We start from the raw sequence: 20,628 nt of genomic DNA, 5'->3' as shown, positions 1-20,628 counted from the left end.
AATCTCAGTAAACATAGGCAAGCATCATGTATATATCTATATTAAGCCTAAAGAAATCCACAAGAATCCACACGGATTTACAAAAATCTTTACAGATTCAAATGGATACAGGTGGATTCCTACAGATACTTACGAAAGGAGAAGAGAGGATGAACATTTTCAGCGATTTGGTTAAACACACTAATAATGATGAATTGCTTATGCTCGGATATTTGATGGAGAACGAAGCTGATGCAAAGTTTAAAGCAATAAGAAGAGGAGTAATAAAAGAAGCTTTAAGCTTTACGCAGGCATTAACAAGAAAAAACTTACTGACTCTAAGCGCAAAACAATTTATTGAAGTTATTCATCAATCAAAAGAACAATGTGTTTACATCACTGAGTACGGTCAGAGAGCGTTAGGAGAGTCATTAAAAGAGGAGGTTGAGTAAATGTATGGTTTTATAGGTGTAGGGCAGGCAGGAGCGAATATATCTGATTTAGCAAAAGTGAGTGGATTTCCTTCTATTGCAATTAACTACTCATCAAAAGATTTAAATGCATGTAACCACATTGATGAAGATGACCGTCTTTGTTTATTTGGATCAGAAGGAGTGGGAAAGGACAGAGACTTAGCTACGTCTTTAATGGAGTCCAACTGGGAGAATTGCATCAACTTTGTTCAGCAGCGATTAGATAAACCTTCTATAGAAGTAATCTTTGTAGTGTTCTCAACTGGTGGGGGTTCGGGGAGTGGCATCAGTCCAGTATTAATTGATCTTCTGAGCAACGAGCTACTAGATAAAGCAATTGTAGCTTGCCCCATCTTACCGGATGAGAACGAATTTTTAGTAAGTCAGATTAATACTTTTAATGCTCTTAAGGACATTAATGAGTTAGATTGCTGTGTCTTGCCTATTGAGAATAGAGCAATTCATGGAGTTGGGCATAAGACTAACGCCTACAAAAGTATTAATCAGAAGTTCATCAGTCAACTCAAATATCTTGTTGATACAACATCTAACAAATCAACTTACACAAATCTCGACTCTAAAGACCTTAAATCATTATTTATGACAACTGGTTTTGCAACAATAGGCGATATTCAGTTAGTAAATGAAGAATTCTCAGTGCAGTGGTTAAATGAGGCCATTAAAAACTCATGGAATAACGGTATTTACTCAGATATAAAATTCGATAATCTTCAAAAGGTTGGGTTAATCGTTACTGGTAATGATCAGCTTATCGAGTCTACATCACTAATTGATAGCTTAGATAGCTTTTCATCTAAGCCATTAGCATTATTTGAAGGGTATTATCCTCATAAGACTCAAAAAATCACTACTATTTTGACCGGACTTAGCTTTAATCATCAAAGACTTCATCAAATTAATCGTTTAATCGAATCTAAACAGCCGCTATTAGACGAAGTTAATCATGATTTAGAAAATATAAAGATTGCTACGGGTATTATGCCAGTTTCATCTAAAAAGAAAGCTAAAAAGAGGAGTTATACAGAGATATTGAGCCAATACAAAAGATGATTTACAAGTATCCGCATGTATCCACAAAAATCCAAAACCAAAAGGGAGAGTTTATTATGAAAAACATCAAAATTTATCTTACAGCAGAAGGAAAGAAATTAGCAACGAAAGGATTGGCAATCCCAACTAAATTAGAAGCAGATAATCAGACTGTTGCAACAAGCTTCAAAAGAAAAGTGGTTAAAGTAAAAATCTCAAGTCCGTTAAGCAGTCCTTGGTTCAATCCGTCACTTTGATATGTAAATATACTAATTTCAAAGTTCCCACCAAGTTCCGAACTACTTTTTCTTAGTTCCCAAACGTGGTTCCCTGCAAAGTTCCGCTTGTGGGAACTAAGAAATCACTTAATTTAGCTGTTTTTACATGTATCTTATAGATTCAGTCTAAAATTTTTCTAATATAGGAGTGATAGCGTGTGGTCAATAACTTCAAGGTTTGGAGATCAGGAAAGTTTTCGTCAGAAACCTCATACGGGAATCGATTTTTCAATGGAGAACGGAACTCAAATTCCATCAATAAAGCAAGGGATCATAGAGAAGACAGTGGACTATGGAAATCAAAACTTAGGAAAGGGTGTGTTTGTAAAATGGGAGGATGGTTGTACAGCGATATACGGTCATTTGAGCAAAATTACAGTACAGGAGGGACAAAGAGTAGAGCAAGGAGACTTGTTGGGTTATTCAGGAAATACGGGCTTTTCAACAGGAGCGCATCTCCACTTCGGACTGAAAAAAGAAGGGTCTTTTGTTGACCCCTCAATCTATATAAACGATATCCAACACATGAATGAATTAATTGCCAAGAAACCTTCAATTAATGATTTCTTATCATCATTGTCGAATATCGATTGGAACAACATTAATGCAAATCTGATTTATATTTTTAGTGAAATGAAATGCTTGTTAATCAATCACACCGTTTTCGCTCAATATATCCAAAACTTTTTGTAGTTGTTTTCTGCTCAATCCTGTTTTGTTGATTGTATAATCATCGGTCATTTCTAATTTATCTTCCCATTTATATCTTGGGAAGTCCCAACCACCGAACGGTCTTATTATAGGAAGTTTCATTTTTTCTTATCTCCTTTGTTGTTTGATCCTTTATCTATAATCTCATTGATAAGCTGATCTAATCTATCGCCTTGCCTAAATATCATACTGTTCACCTCAAATTAATATCTTAGGTATAGCATGTACAGAAAATGAGGTGTCATACATGGTAAAAGTTGAAATTGAAATACCTTCAGAATTATTTAACGATATTAAGTCGGTTATTGAATACTCAAATGCAAGGAAGCGAATGCAAAACGAAGACAAGAGAATGGCTTTAGAGCAATTTGTTATCAGCGCAGTCACAAAACAGGTCGAAGAGTTTCAAGGCTTAGTCAATCCATTAACTAATCAATCTGATGTTAAAGGAAAACTAAGAAATAATTTTTCTGAGATTTTCAAAGAAGAGGGTCTTGGATTAACCGAAATTAGCAAATTAACCAACTTACCTGTTAGCACCTTGAGTACAATTTTTAAAAACAAAAGCCAACCGACTATGGATAAGTTCATTTTAATATGGGGTGTCTTAAATTACCCACCAATATCTAAATGTTTCTATTGGGAGGAGGAAAAGTGATGGTAGCAATTACAGCAGGTTCATTAGTGTTTGCAGCATGTAAAGTAGCTGGATTATTTGGATGCTCAACTTCTATAATATGGGGCGTTTCAAAGTACCACAATTTTGAATGGAGAAAAAATAAGGATAAACCTGTATCTACATCAAGAGGAGGTAAGAAAAATGACATTAGTAGTGAAGATGCAAGGAAAGAACTTGAAGAGTTCCATAGATTACAAGAAGCCGAGTAGTACATTCTTGGTAGGAGAAGTAGACAAAGAGGCAGATTTTTTACCAAGCGACAAGAGAGAGGAGGTGAAATCAAATTTAATGTTAGGAGTGATGACAACTCAGATCGGAATCTTATCCTTCCTACAGCCAACAAAAGCAGTTCATGCATCAACCGTAACAGGGTTGCCAACTCAAGTGGAAACAGCACAAGTGGTAATCGAAGTCACTCAATTTCTGTCAATGTTAGGGCTAGGGGTGGGAGTAGTTTGGTTAATTGCAACCAGACTGTACTACTTCCATCCAAAGAGAAGGGAATCGGAGAAAGCAATGGAAACTGCTTCAAACAGCATAAAGGGGATAACACAAATTCTCGCCATTCCGAGTATCGTTTGGATAATTGTGAACCTAGCGAACCTCTTATTAGGAAGCTCAACAAACTTTCAACTTCCTATGTAGGCTTAATAAAAAAGGTAAGTATTCCATTTGCAGTATTATCAATCTTTGCAATTCCATCAAAGGCTTCAGCTAAAACTCTCTCTGAGCGCTTATGGGAAAAAGGAAATGTAATGAATAATCCTTATGCTCACAGTGGCACAGCAGATGGCTTATCATTTAATGAAAATTTTAATAAGGCAATGGAATTATGGAATGAGATTGGATCAGTGATTATAAAAATAATCGATGTTTATAACAACCTAAGAGAAGAAACCACATATTACAGCCTAAAATTACTTTCGTGGTGTTATGAAGCGATAACTAATGTTGTCTTGCAGACACCTACATTCTTTTTTACATCCGAATTCTTTAAGACTAATATGATGAATTTTACTTTTTTATCTGTAGGCGTATTCACTAGCTTAACAATTTTCAATGCAATCAAACAAATAGTCGGTAAGAAGCATACTCCTTTTGCAAAAGTGATTCAACGTTATGTATTTGCAGTTGTTGGAATGGGTTTTGCACCGTTTCTATTGGAGAAGGGATTTACTTTACTTAATCAGATAACAAAGGCTATCTCAAGTCTTGGAGCTTACAAAATAGATCCAGATACAGTGTTATCAAAGACACAATTGAGTGGGCTAGATTCTCTGGCGTTGGTTGGATTTGATGTGTTAATTATAGCAATGCTAATACCTGTCTTACTCCAAAATGGGCGCAGATGGTTTGATTTATTAGCTTTGACTTCAATTACACCTTTTGCATTATCGGCCAGTGTATTTGATGGTACTAAACATTTATTCAGACAGTGGTTGCAAGGAATCCAGAAAATCGCAGGTGTTCAAATTGTTTATGCATTCTTCATTTCAATGATTGGATTGTTTATGTTCGCTACTAAGGATGTTGTAGACGGTTGGGGACTGTTGCTTAAATTCATGGTTATCATTGGAGGTTTGAGCAGACTAGGAAATCCACCGATGTTTCTTAGGAGATATATGGATGAAGATAAATCAACTGTAATAGATATGTTTGGTAAGCTAGTTAGAATGTATTCGTTTAATAAGATTAATCCATTAAAAAGACTGAGTTTTAGGAGGAAATAATCTTGTTCTCACGTAAATATTATACCTATAAATTTGACTGGAATGATTTTCAAAGCTCAATTAATGAAGAAGTTATTGAAATGACCAATATTAAATATTATACTCTCATCTCTAGGGCAGAGATTGACCATTACATTTCAAAACCTGTCCTAGAATTAAATTTAACACTTGAATCCCTTCCTGACCTCTCATATCGTCCATGTCGAAGCGTTAAGGTTGATCGAGGGTATTTATACCCCTTTAACTTCAAATTGATCTACGGGGCATTTCAGAGCCTACAAGACTATCTTACTTTTCAAGAAGAAATTGTTATTAAATTAACACTTCAAAAAGACTTTGGTTGGCGCAATAAAGTTATTGAGGAGTATAAAGAGCTTTTGCAGCCTAATACCCCAAAATTGACAAAGCAATTTAAGAACTTCTTCTCATCTGATCCAATAATTATACCTTCGGCAGCAAATTCTAGAATGCAATCTTTAATATTTGATGAGCGTTACACGTTCAATTTAGACTTTTACTTCCTAAGAGTGGACGAAAACAAAGAAAAACTCATTAGTAATTACATCCAGTCCATCCTATCCCAATATTCCTACCTAAATTCAATGCACCTCACACAAGCTCCATATCGTCCTTTTAAACAGCATTTGTCGCAGGGGGATATAATAGGTCTATTTGATGTAGAACGCCCTGTCATCGACAACCTCGTTAGCAGAAATGATATGTGCTTGTCTAACACACCTCCCAACTCTCTAATTGAGCTTCTTGAAACAGAAGAGGTTGAAGTAGAAGACAACTCAAAAGAGCTAACTAAGGCTATAAAACAGGCTTTGGTAGATGTGAAAGTGTTTGATAAACTTAATAAAATACAGGTTTTAAGCTCATTTAACGGAAGTTTGTTCCATGAGACCGTTATAAAGTTGCCGAGAGACATTTCATTAACCACTATCATTCATAAAAATATAAAAGAAAACATGCAAAGCGTATTAGGTGTTAAAGGGTTGTCTATTGAGCAAGGGGAAGAGGCTAATACGGTATCTATTCTAATGCCATTAGTCAATAGAACTCCTATTTACCTCAAGAATATCCTTTTAGGAAGTGACATTATAAATAATGATGATTATATTCTACCTTTCTGTGCAGGTGTAGATCCTAAAGGTAATTCGATTATCGATTGTTTAACGAGGATGAAGCATCTGCTTGTTGCTGGGCAAACAGGGGGAGGTAAGAGTGAGTGGTTGAATCAGTTTCTAACAACATTGCTCCTTATTAAAGATAAAAAAGACCTGCAGGTGAATATAATTGATCCCAAAATGGTTGAGTTTATACATTACGAAGGCTTCCCACAAGTAAAAAATATAATAACGGACATGGATCTGGCTGAGAATTATTTAATAAGTCTGATCAGAGAGATGAAGGAACGCTATAAGCAGTTAAAGAGTAAAAGCTGTAAAAACATTAAACAATATAGAGAAAAAGGCTTCGATATGCCGTATATCGTCTTAATTGTAGATGAGTACGCTGATCTAAAGGCGAGTGTAAGTAACTTGAATGATAAAATACAAAACATTGCTCAAATGGGTCGTGCTGCAGGTATCCATATGGTTATTGCAACACAAAGGCCAGATGCGAAGATTATTGATGGTGTTATTAAAGCGTCATTACCTAGCAAGATCAGCTTTAGGTTGGATAATAACTCAAGTTATAAAACAGTATTTGGTGAAGGCGTTCCTTATCATTTATTAGGCATGGGTCATGGAGTGATGAAAAGAGAAGGAGAAATGGGATACGAGCAGTTTCAAGGTGCGATTATAAGTCTTAATGAAAATGAAACGGAGCGAATCATCACTAATATAAGAAAGCAAATTGTTTCAGGTAAAGCGACCACTTCAGAAATAAGTAATGTAAATAGCGAAGTTTCAAAACTCGATCAAGCAAAGAAGATAATTGCTACAAGTGGGGAGGCTAAGGTTTCTTTAATACAAGAGAAATTAAAGATTAGAAGATCATCTGTAATAGATTTGATGCAAAAGTTAATTGATGAAGACTGGCTGCAGAAAAGTGATAATAAGCAAAAGGGCTACACTGTGATTGCTGATGAAGAAGATCTTGATAAATGGAGGGCTTGAAAATTAACGAAAGCTCTTCTTACATAAATCTATTATTAAAAATATAAAAAAATAATTGACTTTAATTTTTGTGGTGGTAAAATATAGATAACCTAATAAATGGGGAGGAGAGTATTTGAGGTGCAGGTTTTCAGAGTTTGTGATTAAAAATATAAAATTAATTAAAGGGAGATGGTTTTAAATATATGACAGAAGAAACATTCAGTCTTAAAGCAGAAGTAAGTAAGGAAATACATTACAATGACACTTTTGGAGTATACGGCTTTTACCCTGTTGAGAAAAACTCAGGCATTGAACTGAATAGTTATGGAAACTTTGTAGTTTCAGGAGTTACTTTTCAATTGATTGAGGGAGCAGAGTACGAAATTGAAATTCAAAGTAAAGAAGATAAAAAGTATGGAAAAGGGTGGAATTTTGTTTCAGTAAAACAAGATCGTCCCAGCACAGTTACTGAGCAACAGGTTTATATGAAGGCGCTATTAGCAGAGAGTTTTTACAAAGCCATTATTAATCACTATCCAAATGAAAAAGTGTTAGATTTAATTCAGGAGGATAAATTTGATTATGAAAATGTTAAAGGGATCGGAAAGAAAACATACATAAAAATTAAAGAAAAACTTTTAGGTAATTTAGAAATCATCGAGGCAATAGCCGAACTTCAAGACTTGCAGATAACATTCCCTCAGATGAAGAAGCTTGTTGATCACTTTGGTAGTCCACAAATAGTTATCCAGAAGATAAATAATAACATTTACAGCCTGTGCAGTGTGGGTAGCTTTGGTTTTAAAACCGTTGATAAATTTGCTCTAAATAGAGGTGATGATAAAAAAGGTCGAAATCGCATAATGGCTGCATTGGCATATTTACTAAGACAAGAAGAGGATTCAGGTAATTGCTGGACTCAGAGGTTTACTTTAATTGAGAGCATGAGAGAGCTTCTGCAAATTGACAGAGCTACAATTGAAAATGAAATGCTTGATTTAGATGAGTCAATCTATTCAGATGGAGAAAGGCTCGCATTATTAAGTACATATGAAACTGAGAAAAATATAAAACATAAGCTACTTAGATTACTAAAAGAAGAGTCTAATATTAAAATTAAAAATGCTACTGAAAAGATTGCAATTGTGGAAAGTGAGCAAGGATTTTCATTCACAGATGAACAGCTTACAGCTATTAACCTAGCAATTAAGCATAATGTGTTAATCATTAATGGGAAAGGTGGCGTTGGTAAGACGGCCACGCTAAAAGGAATTCTTGGAGTAATGAATAACTATACTCATGCAGCGTGTGCATTATCAGGAAAAGCAGCAAAAGTTATGGAAAAACACGGGCTTAACGCAAGCACTATTCATAGGCTTCTAGGTTGGGATTCTACTGGTTTCAAGTACAATTCTGAAGATCCTATGCCGTACCACATTATAGTTATTGATGAAACGAGTATGATTAACAGTCATTTGTTCTATGCCGTTGTACGAGCAGTACAGAGTGGCTCTAAGCTTATTATTCTTGGAGACTCTGGTCAATTGGCTGGAATTGGAGTAGGAGCGGTTTTCAGAGATTTAACAGAAGCCGAATTAATTCCACGTATTGAGCTTACTAAAGTTCAGCGTCAAGCTAAAAAATCAGGCATTTTAGTTGCAGCTAATGAGGTTAGAGAAGGTAAGCAAATTATTAACAGTGGATCACATGATAGAAAGATTTTTGGAGAATTAAAAGATTTTGTGGTATTTCCTCAAGAAAGAAAGGAATCCATTCAGGATTTAGTTATCCAAGTGGCTGAAAAGTTCAAAAATAAGGATTTATTTGAGTTTCAAATTATAACTGGAAGGAAAAGTGGTGGAGATTTAGCCGTAGATTCACTTAATACTGCCTTGCAAGCCATTTATAATCCGAGGATAGGAACATCGTATAAAAGGTTTAATACTCACTTCTATGCAGGGGATAAGGTTATCCAGCATGGCAACATGAATAAGTACAAGGGTGAAAAAGGCATGATGAGAATTTTCAATGGGACATTGGGAGTCATTAAAGGAATAACTAAGGGTGTTAAGAGTGAGGATGTTACAAAAGAACAACTACTTATACATATAAAATTTGAAGATATAGATGAAATCATAAAATATACTGAGGAGGATTTTAGGAAAGTTGATTTAGCATACGCAATTACATGTCATAAGAGTCAAGGGAGTACGATTAAGCATGTTCTTTTTGCTTTTGATTACTCATCTTACAACCTTCTCAGCAAGAATTTAATTTACACGGGTATAACAAGAGCTTCAGAGGGTTGTGTAATGATTTGTGAGTTAAAAGCTTTAAGATATGGAATTGCTACTGATGTTAGTGAGAATAGAAGAACGTTCCTTAGAGAATTCTTAAGAGAATAGGCTTTTATTATTAAAAATATAAAATAAAAATAGCAATTTGGAGGTATGCGATTGAAATTAATGCTTGATCCAAAGGAATATAAATCTAAGCCGAAATCAGCAGGAGAGGTGACAGGTAGGGTTGTAAAATACCCTACCGACATTTCACCAGAAGAATTGGCAAGTGAGATTTCAAAAGGTAAAAGTTTTGTGGCTGGCTACTTAAATAAAAAAATTGACGGTTTAATTAAACGTAGAATAGATTGTTGGACTTCTCAACAAGTTATTTGTTTGGACTTTGATGATAATTATAGACTTGAAGATGCGATTACCGATTTCTCTAATATTGGCATGTTTATATATAAAACATTTAACCATTCTGACGATCATCACAGGATTAGAGTTGTATTGGCATTAGATGAACCTGTTACTAACTACAATCAATTCTATTGCTTAATGAATGAGCTACATAAACAATATCCTCAGTGTGATCAAAGCTGTAAGGATGGCAGTAGGTTGTTCTATGGTGGTAAGGAGAGTATTGTCTTAAACTATAATAATAGAATCAAACTTAATGATTACATTGATACTTCTATTGGTTACTCTTCTAACACTATTGATAATAAAAATTTAAATAAAAGCACTGATACTGTTGATAATAAAGTTAAACTTAGCTGCACACAAGTACAGGTGGTTACAAGTGATTTAAATAATATACTCCCTTGTAACCACCACAACTTGAATATGATAAAACTCATAAAGAATAAGGCTTTTGAGGAATTATGGAAGGTTTTAAGTCCAAGTCCAGTCGTATTTTATACTTATACTGAAGTGTATGACTATCTTAAGAAACAGGACTTAGGGTTATTATTGGGAGTAAAAGAGAAGCACTTCTCATGTTTATTTCATGAAGATGGAGATCCAAGCACAAACATCTTTTACGGAGATGAAGTACAGGGATACATCTACAAATGCTTTAGTGAAAAGTGTAGATTTAAAGTAGGGACAATCAGAAAAGTCATTGAACGGATTCTTAATTGTAATAAATTAGAAGGTTTAAATTTTCTAATGAAGCTATATAAGATTGAAATTAAAGAGACAGACTGGCAGAAACAACAAAGAAGGATAATTGATGAGAATATCCGTTATTTAATGAGCATTGACCTTCAAGAGGAGTACCCTGAGTTGTACACTAGAATCAAAAGATATTTAGGCGATTTAACAATTCTACACAACATAGCTAAAGAGAATTTACCTGCGGAACATTATACCGATGAGCGTGTTGAGTACTTGTTTTATGCCAGTGTTAGACATATTGCCAACATTAAAGGTATTAAAAATATAAAGAGAGTTAATGATATTGTTTCGTTATTTGCCTACTTAGGATTAATATTTAAGCGAACTAAAAGTGAAATGCCAACAGAATACATACAAGATGTCTCAAAAGTGTTGAGTGAAAAGAAGTCAGATAAGCTATCATTCTTTGCTCTGCCCTCTTATTCTCATGAAGTTATGACATTTGGAGAAGAAAAGGCCATTGAGTTCAAAGAAAAGCACTTCTCAATGAAAGGATGGTCTAGGGAGATGCTATTGAGGGGTTTAGGTGATGAAGAGGCTAATAGAGTATATCCTTTGCAAACAGGTAAGAAAATCTCTAAAAGAAGTGAATGCGATGTTAGCAAGCTTGAAGAGTACTGTTTAAGCCAGATAGATGAACATGGATTGATTATAGAGAATGACATAGTGAATAACGTAGTGCTTGATTTAGGAGGCAAAGAGTATAAAAGAGTTCAGATCAAAAGGATGCTTGCGGAGTTTATAGATAAGTATGATTTAAAGAGAAACCGATTGAACAAGAAACTGAAAGAAATACTAAACGTGGAGTTTGAGGGTTCACCATTTGTTATACATAGATAAAAATATAAATTAAGGGGATGTAATTATTAAAGATAAGAAGTTTCTGTGTAAGTATTGTAGCACTAAAGACCATAAAGAGAATATGAATGTACATAACTTTGAGCGAAGAGGGAAGAAGGTTAAGTATTTCTATCACACTGAATGTAAAGCGATTAAGGATAATAAAGATTTAGTTTCGAGTAAACCGTTATCCAATGAAACTAAGATTCACTCTAAAAGTAAATTGGGGCTTCATGAAGCGATAGTCAAAAATAATTGCGAGTTAGTTGATCAATTCAAGAACGCTCATAAACTCATCGGAAATTATTCATCAACTGAGTTTCCGGTATATGTGGAGTACGACCAGCTTCCTTACTTTGATAAAAGTAGCTGTGATAGTTGTATTACGAAATGTTTAGGCGAGAATAATAATCATGTGAATAATGGTGAGAAGATTAAGATTGACACCTATAAACGTACAATTGAAGGTGAGCATCATAAAGAACATCCTTGTAATCGCTGTGTTTTTAATAAGGATTTAACTCATATTGTAATATTCGATATAGCATTTGCTGATAAAGGTCGAGTGACCGATGCCATTGAAGTTAAAAAGAGTTCAGGAGTATCTAAGCGTAAATTAGTTTATTGTATAAAGAATAATATTCGACTTTATGAGGTAGATGTAGATCAAGAAATTATAGATAGGAAAAGTAGAAAAGTTAATTGTCATTTAATTTGGTGGAGAGAAAATGAAAAATTAATGATAGCAGAAAGATATACAAAATATTTCAATGGACGTTCTACATAAGAGCGTCTTTTTTCCTTTGCAATAAAATAGCCATACAGGGCGTATTCTGAAGGTGATAGAGAACTTGATGTAAAATAAGCCCCCCATATGACTACGTAATGTTATCATGGTCATAAATTAATCATTATAAACTTAGATAGGGATATTAGTGAATTTATCATACATTTTTAAGCCCTGAGACTTGATCTTGGGGCTTTTACTTATTTCCGAATATATCTACATTACCCTCCCACTTTACGTACCAGTTGGGCTTAGGTAAGCTTACTATAGTATTTTCATCAATCCACTCAAACTCATTGGCCTCGTATAAAACATCTAAATGCTCAAAGAGATCGTACTTAGTCATTCCGCAGTAAAAACATAGTGTGGGAATTGTAGGGAGCGTTCCTAAGTTAGATAGATTGTTGATTGTATCAAGAAGTGTTAGCGTGTTAGTATCGAGGATAGCTTGCGTAGAGTTTGTCAAATTGAAACCTCCATTAGTTTCTTTTTACAGTTTAGTTACTGTTTATGCTAATATTCAATACCGATTCATAAATACCCTTTTAATTACATAAATAAACTGGCTTATAGTTTTAAGCTCATACAAGACGATTACAGCGAGATTAGTAGTTAGGCATACTTAGGTATTCAAATTACTATATCGTTTGATACTGGGCATCCTTATGAGTCTCATAGACATGCGAGTATAAATGGTCATCTAAATACATTTCAATTTATATTTTTAAAAGTGAGGAATTAAATATGAGAGATTTTTATCTAAATGAACAAGGAGCCAGAGTGTATTTTATAGCTGATATGAATCCAATGTTACCTTTGCCACTGGTTGAGTATGGAGATGTGGGCAAGGAATACAAAATAGCATCAGTTGAGATGCTGCCAATTGGAGTAGAGATTATTGTGACTGTTAAACATAATGAAGGATTCAACAAAGCTTATAGAGTACAACAAGAGTTAAAAGATTGGGCAAAGGAATTGTTAGCTGATCAAAGCGTATTGCCAAAGACATTTGAATTTGGGATTGACGGGAAAGATAAAAAGGCTTTTGCGATGGAATTAGATTGATATGTTGATAGTGCCTCTGAGGATTGAATCTCAGGGGTTTTGTTGTGTAAGTAGTATGAAAGTATAGGAGAATATAAATATGCGTGTATGGACTTGTGAGAGGGTTTTATATGTATGATGTAAATATAGCCCCCTTAAATATACGATTGTTGAGTGTAGATAGTGGTAAATTGCATGGAGTTTTTCTGTTACATACCACTTTTAGTGTTCGTAAATGTTCGAAAAACGTTGATATGTAAGCATTTTGGTATTGAAAAGTGGTCAAAATAGGGTGTTCCTAAATTAGAAATGGACGAAATCGGTAGTTCGTAAAATGAGGCTAAAATGGTTGTAACCGTTGATGTACCAAGGGTTTGAGGGTGATTTGAGTGGTTTGACGTTCGTAAACCGTTGATGTACCAAGGGTTTGAGGGTGATTTAGAGTTGAAAATGATGATTTTAAAGTTATCCACAGGCAAAAAATGTAGATAAATAGGGGTGTTTACGAACGACATGACGAACATCGGAGAGTGAAACTGTGGATAACTTATGGTGAGAGTAGAGAAAAGTGTTAATAAGTTGTGGATAAGTGGTAGGTTGATGAGATTAGGGAGTTGAGATTAAAATGGAAAATTAGAGGGAATTATGAGTGAGTAGGGAGAGTGAATTGGTAAAAGTAGGTGGAATATATTTACTGGTAATTATGTGAGGGGAAACAAGTAGAAAAATAGAGATTGGTATAGTGTGAGGAGGGAGATGAAAATAGTGGATAGGGGCGGATGTTAGAGTAAAAAAGTAGCGTGAAATAAGGCTAATATAAAAATAAGTTGAGGGTGGGAGTGGAAGTGTTAGGGAAATATCTGCCAATTATTAACCTGTTTTTGATGTAAAATACCCCCTACCTATGCTTAGCTCAACTGTTATAAATGTAAAATAAAGGTATAAATATACCATTAAATGTCACTGAACACCGTATATAATTATAGTTATGTACTGTGTTAGGGAGTTGGATAGCTAAAGTGGAGGAGTGATATAGGGTAGCAGCTTACTGGATCATAAGTAGAATAGTCGTGGCCGAGTGAGGAGAGGGGTGCGTTTAACCTAATATTATACAATTTTGGTCGGTAGAGTGGTAAACGAAAAAATTAAAAGTAGCAGCATCCAATACCACTAATTACCATTATTCTTCCAACTTCGCACCTTATAACATAACAATTAATGAGCAAGTCATCTTATCTACTTAAATGGTTAACTACTCAACTAACTAACCTACTATATATTGTATTATATTCTTTTATAATTCTATTTATATCTACATATAGTATACATCCTATACGCTATCTAACTCTACTCACACACCTATCTATATCTTCTAATCTGCCATCCCAGCTACTCTCATATTAACATCAATCATTCTCTCACTACACTCTCACTACACCATCCCTTATCTTATACCACCGTCCATAATATATCACTTACCACACCACACAGCAGCTCAACCCTTCTTATCTCTACTCGATACCTTACTCACTAACCTCATCACGTCCCACTCATCTGTATCACCTGTTATACTATTATCTGCTGGTACAGTTATAACAGTTTTATATTTTCTACTTAGCTTTATCTCTTCTTTCCTCACTCTACTTATTATACTCTGACCTAATCACCTAGACATATCACGCTCACTCCTAACTATACTTACTCTGTTCTCTCACCTTTGCCATTCCGAACCCAATCACTAAAATTATCTTTATTAAATATATAAAATAATGTAGACTTCCTCAACGTCATCCATTATAATAGAGAGAGTAGATATCTTACTCACACACTATACTCATTCACCATTTACATTATAAAGGAGGGTAGACGCACACCAACTCAGTACATCTGAATTAAATATATAAGCTAACATAAATGGAGGAATGCTATTGGAGATTAACGTTAGCAACTTATCAACTGGACAGATCTTTAAGAACTACAAAGAACTATGTGAAGCTTTAAGTGAGAAGACCAAGACAGGCACTTCTAAACAGTCGCAGCTAATCAACTGGGAAAGATTTTTCTCATACGATAAACAAGGCCACAAGTTTATTATCACTCATATACACATACCACCAAAGCCTAAGACTGTATCACGAGCCAACAATAATAAAGTTAAATACATAGCAGAGATAGAGAAGCTTATCTTAGACTTACTCATACGCAACAATACAGATGAAGAGAAGGTCTACCTGTCACAAGACAAACTATCCAGAGAACTGAACATGATCAACGACAATTATTCATTCGGTAAATATAATCTTAGACTAGTATCACAACTAGAAAATATAAATGAGTTTGAGATACAGAAGTTTTATGAGTCAACTAAGTCCATGCTCAAGCGTAATATAGAGCAGGCTTTAAAGAACTTAGTCAATCAATCCTTAATTGTATACAACCATTCACGCACTGTATGTGTTGCCAATGTAGAAACTGATTTCAATTTGAATTATGATATCAAAGCTCACAAACAAGAAAATATAAATGTATATGGAGACAAGACTACAGTACTATACGCTGATACTCCTCATGCTAAAATGATACATAGGAAAGCCACTGAGGCAGAAGAGAAGCATATAGTTAGAGTGCAGGAGGATGTAATGGAGGAAATGGGTATCGACACATCTTATGACTTAGATTTTTCTAACTCCAGCGTAGCCATACATCAAGTATTTCAGAGAGGCAGACAGAAAGAGTTTTATGAAAGAGTTAACCAAATTCTTTTTGACGATCTCAATATACTCTATACATACAAGTCATATGAAATACTTTTTAACCAAGACAGAGTTATATCTAAGCGCAAAAGGTTGAAGATGCTCTTGGATCAATCAGATAGAATACATACTAAATATAGTCTGAATCATAATGTTAAAGATAAGATCGATGCAAACATGACTAACAAATTGGGGAAGTTAGCTCATGTAGAGAGATTAGATAATGCCCTTAAACTATCTAACAGTATGATTAAATTTGATGCACCACTATATAGAGATAAGTTTAAGAGACCGGATTGAAATAAATATATAAAATTTGTCTGTTGACTTTTATAATAATAAGAGAGTAATAATATGAAAAGTCAACAGACAAAAAATCATTTTACCCACCCACTGGATTAATTACACACGGTCTCTCATTATCTATACACTCCCAATGTCTATCTATTGTCTCCATAATATCCCTATAGAAACTAAAGTCACTATTATACTCATCACCTTTACTCAACTCTTCATTTATCTTTAACTCCATATACTCATATATCGCATTCAGTTTATCCTCTGCACTTACTTTAACTATCTTACCGTTATCATTCATCTCTTTATCTGGCAGCTCTAAGATGAAGTCATATGTCACTTGAGCTGGTCTTTTCATACTCGCATATCCAGTGTAATGCTTACGAGCACTACGAGAAGTCCAACGCTTACTCCATTTCTTGATATGCTTATATGCCTCATTAATCTCCTTATCACGATCAAACAAGCTCATCACCTCATTTATAGTTAATAGCATACTAACACATAGCGTCCTAATAGTGTCACATCATGTCGAACGATTCTCACCAATTTCCCTTTAGTAAATATATAAAATACTGTACTTATATATACTATCCATGATATAATTTACTTAAGTTAAAGAAACGAAACAACAAGCCACATCACCCTACAATCTTATAAGCATTATTCATTAAGCAACTCTTCAAATCACCAGCCAATAGCCATGACGCTGACATCAGCCGAGCCGCAACGATTCATAGCGACAGAGTAAAGTTTATAAGATTGTAGACAGCGCACTTACATAAAAATATAAAAGGTGAACAGCCTAAAAGGAGCTTATTATTATGAGAACTACATGTGTTAAAGAAGCTAGGGAACTTCTTAAGCAGGCTAAGAAATATATAAAAGATACTTATGGTTGGGGAACAAAAGAATATCGGGCTACTGTTCATGAGTCAAAGAGTGGGCTTAGACTTAACGTAAAGCTACTAAAACCTATAAAAGGATTTAAAATTATTTGTGACTGCCTGCAAAAGACAGTGAACATTCAAAACTGCCACTTTGATGCAACTCATAGAGACATTCTTGATCAAGTAAAAGAAAGTATTCAAGAGGAATTTGACAAAGGAATTTATGAAGGAACGATAAATGGAATGGACTGGAGAATTGGTATAATCAATGAAAAATACTTCCCAGTACAGAATGCAGCAGGGAGTTTTGCAACTAATTTGTACAACGCTTAAGCATAAACCAAAAGGAGACGATCACAATGCTAAATCTAAAAGACGCACCAAAGGTAACTAAATTCAATTCACTTGTTAAAGAAGGGTCTTACTACAAAATCACTTACATAGACACTGACCACTATGATATGGAGCTTCATGACGGCATCCACTTAGTCGTAGACTACGAAGGCATCACTGAGAAGGAATTGCTCAGGAACATTAAAGAACACGAATCAATTTGGTTCAAGCATGTTGTACGTCAAGCTGAAACGAATAAGTAAAATATAAAGTAAAAGGAGCCACTAACAATGCCTATAAACAACCTAACACCCTACAAACAACGCACACTCAATCCTAATCAACCTGTACACGTCCGCACTAACAAGCAAGGTACTTACGACATCCTACAAAACAACAAAATAATCGCTCATGCTGATACAATCCACCTATACGATGTCACATTCCTCAAAGACTCTATAAGAGGCAAACTAGCTACAAATAAATCTCCATGCACTCTTAAAGTCCGTTTCCCTGACACTAAGCAGAAGTATGTACTTACTGGCTCACACCGCATCTCACATGCCTTTAACGCTAGACTCGATCATCGTGGTTGCTGTATAGGAGAGTTTTACACCACAGTATAATATAGAATATATAAAACCATAATAATAATAAAGGAGACTCCTCACATTGTATCTAACATCTCAGCAAAGAGCTTTACTAAAGCAGTACAGCATTCTTAAAGCTAACCTGTACAAAGTATCATCGCATCAACAGAACGTTATCAATCTTAAGATGAAACGTATTAGAGGATTAGCTAAGAGAGGCAATTGGTCTGCAGCGTTAAGCTAAATATAACTGATTGGAGAGTAGGAGCAAGAGAAAGAATGATCCATCGAATTAAACAAAAAAAAATATAAAATAAATTATCATTAATCCTTATCCTCAAGCATATAATAGACTAACAACAAAGAGGAGGTTTTATAATGAAAAAGCTATACAATGAAACTCATAAGATCTTATTTAACCAGCCTTTACCGTCATTCAGCGTAGATTACATTTACTATCTATATCATGCATTCGGTCGTGAACCTGAAGAAGATGACGAAGTTTTGTTTGTTTACAATGGAAACCATCAAGCACTTGTTAGGTATCTAGGCATGGAGAAGGAGCAGAAGTTTTACAACATGTTTAGGTCTGGTGAACTTGAGGAAAAGTTGTCAGAGTTGGCGCAGCTTAAGGCAGATCTTGAAGATGACTATTGAATGAATTGAGAATTTTAATTTAAATTCTTTTATGAAATATATAAAATAACACTTGTGTTAGAGGTCGTATCGTGGTATTATTTAATTAAGGAAAAGGAAACAACAAAAACAAGGCCATGAGCCACTAGGAGACGATACATATGACTAAAACTGTAACAGTTACCTTTAATGTAAATGGAGTAGAAATTAAAACTGAAGCTTCAGTACCTCAAATGAAAGATGGCATTAACCATGATAATATGATTGTGCTTAATGCTAAAAGTAATATTAAAAGAAAGCTAGGGATCGATATCTACGAAATACTAAAAGCTGAACATCTTGATGAGATTAACGATATGGTTTATATCGACAAGGAGAGCTATGTTGGCAACTCGTCAGAGCGAGTATAAACCGCATTAAGCTCTGAGCGTCCTAACTCAAAAGGGTTAGGGGTTGTAATACATAACTAAATAAATGGCATATTTTATTAGAAGTAAAAATATAAAAAATGGAGTGATTGAAATGAAACTGACTAAAAAACAGCAGGAAATTGTGAATATCTTTAAAGAACTTCAAGAGGCTAATAATAACAAGGTCTTTATAACAAGTAGGTTTAGAAACGGAGCAAAAATTGTTAGATTAGATAGCGTTAACGCAAATGGTCAAATTAACGTAACTGTGCTTGAAGATGTCAGTCAAAGAATTTTAAATGGCTTAGATAGTAAAGGTATGATTCAACCAGTTGACATTGATTTTAATCATCTCACTCCAACGCAATTAGCTGACAGTCTCTATAATAAGGAAATAAAGTTTTTAGGTGGGATTTTGACTGCTTAGACGCTCTTCATAAATCAGTCGTTTTAAGACATGTTATACTGGTCACACAAGGAGTGGTTCCTATGAAATATAAAGTCTTAGATAACTACAATCGTAGAGGTAAAAGGATATGGATCGCTTTAGAGCTTTCTGATTTCGGCGTAATGCACACTAATGACGGTGAAGACTATACTGAATCATATGTTTCGATTGGATTTGAATTAATAGATGGTAAGTTTACATACATCGATGAAGACATAGTAATGAACGATACCTATCCAGTCTCTGAAGAATTGGATAGAGAGCATATACTTGAGATATTGAACTCATCTACAGTCGCTCAGAAGGCGTTGAAGCAAATAAAGTCGAAGTGATTTATCTACTTTGATAACTCTATTATTAGAAAATATAAATCATACGTTACTTTATACATTCGTTATTCACTATTCTGTATATTCTATCCGAAATCAGAAATGAGGTATTAAACATGAAAGTGCAAGTATATTCAATTCCATTCGGTTATCAGACTAACAAGGTTTTACGCAGTAACACTTTACTAACATTTAAAGACAGAGGTAGCATAGAGGTTGATAGGTTTAGTTGCGATGAACTTTTTCATCTTTGTAACTGGAGTTGCTGGACAAGTGAAAAACCTAGAAATATAAATTCAGATATTGAAGTTGCTAATTCAGATGTGATTTTTCACGATCCTGTTAACGACGTGTATCATCTAGCTTTACCCTTTGGATGGGAAGTAAGAAAAACTAAATCTGAATTAGCTGATTATTTATACAGCTTATAAAAGGAGTCAAACCACAATGAAAAAACTAACTCTTATCTTTGCACTACTATCTATCCTAACTCTCACAGCTTGCAGCACAGCCACAGGAGAGGACGACAAGGATTTACGCATTAACGAATTAACTGTTCAAGTGTTACAGCTACAAAAGGAACTAGAAGCAGCGCAACAACCAGTTGCAATGGAATATGAGCTAAAGGATATTGCTGAAGGTACTGGAGAAACAGAATATTATTTTACTGCTCATGAAGGCCTTGTATTATACGGTGACGATGTTCCAGAAGGTTCAGAGATAGGAGGCATGTTTAATGTGGAGCTTGATCCTAACAGCCATGAGATAGGTGAAGGCATAAAGAGCATCACAGCTAAATAAA

23 protein-coding genes are annotated in these 20,628 nt (G+C 34.6%); 22 read left to right on the top strand and 1 reads right to left on the bottom strand.

The genetic code is table 11. From position 1 onward, the window contains the following. Positions 1 to 149: 149 nt before the first annotated feature. The 14 genes from ACQKKO_RS04015 to ACQKKO_RS03950 all read left to right on the top strand — a co-directional run bounded on the left by ACQKKO_RS04015 (position 150) and on the right by ACQKKO_RS03950 (position 16,193). On the top strand, positions 150 to 431 hold the full coding sequence (locus ACQKKO_RS04015) for a hypothetical protein (RefSeq protein WP_498644555.1): 282 nt from the start codon (positions 150 to 152) through the stop codon (positions 429 to 431). Then, complete coding sequence (locus ACQKKO_RS04010) at positions 432 to 1,523, top strand: FtsZ/tubulin family protein (RefSeq protein ID WP_498644553.1); 1,092 nt, start codon at positions 432 to 434, stop codon at positions 1,521 to 1,523. A 56-nt stretch (positions 1,524 to 1,579) separates the two neighbouring features. Next, positions 1,580 to 1,759 (top strand): hypothetical protein, encoded by a 180-nt coding sequence (locus tag ACQKKO_RS04005; RefSeq protein WP_498644551.1) that lies wholly within the window; start codon positions 1,580 to 1,582, stop codon positions 1,757 to 1,759. 177 nt (positions 1,760 to 1,936) lie between these two features. After that, entirely contained in the window at positions 1,937 to 2,473 is a 537-nt protein-coding gene (locus ACQKKO_RS04000) for a M23 family metallopeptidase (protein ID WP_498644549.1), read from the top strand. Positions 2,474 to 2,738: 265 nt separating this feature from the next. After that, on the top strand, positions 2,739 to 3,149 hold the full coding sequence (locus tag ACQKKO_RS03995) for a helix-turn-helix domain-containing protein (protein ID WP_498644547.1): 411 nt from the start codon (positions 2,739 to 2,741) through the stop codon (positions 3,147 to 3,149). After that, positions 3,149 to 3,379, top strand: coding sequence for a hypothetical protein (locus ACQKKO_RS03990; protein WP_498644545.1), 231 nt, complete (start codon positions 3,149 to 3,151; stop codon positions 3,377 to 3,379). Before ACQKKO_RS03995 ends, ACQKKO_RS03990 begins: the two co-directional genes overlap by 1 nt. Beyond that, positions 3,312 to 3,815, top strand: a complete 504-nt coding sequence (locus tag ACQKKO_RS03985) for a hypothetical protein (RefSeq protein WP_498644543.1) — start codon at positions 3,312 to 3,314, stop codon at positions 3,813 to 3,815. The genes ACQKKO_RS03990 and ACQKKO_RS03985 overlap by 68 nt, the downstream gene beginning before the upstream one ends. After that, the gene (locus tag ACQKKO_RS03980; RefSeq protein ID WP_498644541.1) at positions 3,749 to 4,900 is read left to right on the top strand and encodes a hypothetical protein; all 1,152 of its coding nucleotides are present in this window, start codon (positions 3,749 to 3,751) and stop codon (positions 4,898 to 4,900) included. The genes ACQKKO_RS03985 and ACQKKO_RS03980 overlap by 67 nt, the downstream gene beginning before the upstream one ends. A gap of 2 nt (positions 4,901 to 4,902) precedes the next feature. Next, entirely contained in the window at positions 4,903 to 7,026 is a 2,124-nt protein-coding gene (locus tag ACQKKO_RS03975) for an FtsK/SpoIIIE domain-containing protein (RefSeq protein WP_498644539.1), read from the top strand. Between the two features lie 185 nt (positions 7,027 to 7,211). After that, a complete protein-coding gene (locus tag ACQKKO_RS03970; RefSeq protein WP_498644537.1) occupies positions 7,212 to 9,413 on the top strand; it encodes an AAA family ATPase in 2,202 nt (733 codons plus the stop codon). 60 nt (positions 9,414 to 9,473) lie between these two features. Further along, on the top strand, positions 9,474 to 11,309 hold the full coding sequence (locus tag ACQKKO_RS03965) for a hypothetical protein (RefSeq protein ID WP_498644661.1): 1,836 nt from the start codon (positions 9,474 to 9,476) through the stop codon (positions 11,307 to 11,309). Positions 11,310 to 11,391: 82 nt separating this feature from the next. Further along, positions 11,392 to 12,096 carry a hypothetical protein gene (locus tag ACQKKO_RS03960; RefSeq protein ID WP_498644536.1) on the top strand — a complete coding sequence of 235 codons (705 nt, stop codon included), beginning with the start codon at positions 11,392 to 11,394 and terminating at the stop codon, positions 12,094 to 12,096. A gap of 744 nt (positions 12,097 to 12,840) precedes the next feature. Further along, a complete protein-coding gene (locus tag ACQKKO_RS03955; RefSeq protein ID WP_498644535.1) occupies positions 12,841 to 13,161 on the top strand; it encodes a hypothetical protein in 321 nt (106 codons plus the stop codon). Between the two features lie 1,907 nt (positions 13,162 to 15,068). Continuing rightward, entirely contained in the window at positions 15,069 to 16,193 is a 1,125-nt protein-coding gene (locus tag ACQKKO_RS03950; protein ID WP_498644533.1) for a hypothetical protein, read from the top strand. An 82-nt stretch (positions 16,194 to 16,275) separates the two neighbouring features. Here ACQKKO_RS03950 and ACQKKO_RS03945 read toward each other — a convergent pair whose 3' ends face one another. Continuing rightward, the gene (locus tag ACQKKO_RS03945) at positions 16,276 to 16,656 is read right to left on the bottom strand and encodes a hypothetical protein (protein WP_498644531.1); all 381 of its coding nucleotides are present in this window, start codon (positions 16,654 to 16,656) and stop codon (positions 16,276 to 16,278) included. Positions 16,657 to 17,014: 358 nt separating this feature from the next. On the opposite strand from ACQKKO_RS03945, the gene ACQKKO_RS03940 reads away from it, so the two are divergent. From ACQKKO_RS03940 to ACQKKO_RS03905, 8 genes are all read left to right on the top strand, one after another. Further along, complete coding sequence (locus tag ACQKKO_RS03940) at positions 17,015 to 17,413, top strand: hypothetical protein (RefSeq protein WP_498644530.1); 399 nt, start codon at positions 17,015 to 17,017, stop codon at positions 17,411 to 17,413. 26 nt (positions 17,414 to 17,439) lie between these two features. Next, the gene (locus tag ACQKKO_RS03935) at positions 17,440 to 17,676 is read left to right on the top strand and encodes a hypothetical protein (protein ID WP_498644528.1); all 237 of its coding nucleotides are present in this window, start codon (positions 17,440 to 17,442) and stop codon (positions 17,674 to 17,676) included. Between the two features lie 705 nt (positions 17,677 to 18,381). Then, complete coding sequence (locus ACQKKO_RS03930) at positions 18,382 to 18,660, top strand: hypothetical protein (protein WP_498644526.1); 279 nt, start codon at positions 18,382 to 18,384, stop codon at positions 18,658 to 18,660. Between the two features lie 140 nt (positions 18,661 to 18,800). Continuing rightward, positions 18,801 to 19,049 carry a hypothetical protein gene (locus ACQKKO_RS03925; protein WP_498644524.1) on the top strand — a complete coding sequence of 83 codons (249 nt, stop codon included), beginning with the start codon at positions 18,801 to 18,803 and terminating at the stop codon, positions 19,047 to 19,049. A gap of 112 nt (positions 19,050 to 19,161) precedes the next feature. Continuing rightward, positions 19,162 to 19,476: a hypothetical protein gene (locus ACQKKO_RS03920; RefSeq protein WP_498644522.1), complete on the top strand. Its 315-nt coding sequence runs from the start codon at positions 19,162 to 19,164 to the stop codon at positions 19,474 to 19,476. A gap of 62 nt (positions 19,477 to 19,538) precedes the next feature. Continuing rightward, positions 19,539 to 19,829: a hypothetical protein gene (locus ACQKKO_RS03915; RefSeq protein WP_498644520.1), complete on the top strand. Its 291-nt coding sequence runs from the start codon at positions 19,539 to 19,541 to the stop codon at positions 19,827 to 19,829. A 113-nt stretch (positions 19,830 to 19,942) separates the two neighbouring features. After that, positions 19,943 to 20,257, top strand: a complete 315-nt coding sequence (locus ACQKKO_RS03910; RefSeq protein ID WP_498644518.1) for a hypothetical protein — start codon at positions 19,943 to 19,945, stop codon at positions 20,255 to 20,257. A 16-nt stretch (positions 20,258 to 20,273) separates the two neighbouring features. After that, a complete protein-coding gene (locus ACQKKO_RS03905) occupies positions 20,274 to 20,627 on the top strand; it encodes a hypothetical protein (RefSeq protein ID WP_498644514.1) in 354 nt (117 codons plus the stop codon). Position 20,628 lies beyond the last annotated feature (1 nt).

Origin of the sequence: Alkalihalobacillus sp. NPDC127517 (assembly GCF_050276055.1) — a bacterium.
In the GTDB taxonomy this organism is placed as follows: Bacteria; Bacillota; Bacilli; order Bacillales; family Bacillaceae_D; genus Alkalicoccobacillus.
Note: the sequence above shows the minus strand (reverse complement) of the source record. Positions and strands in the feature narration are given on the sequence as shown.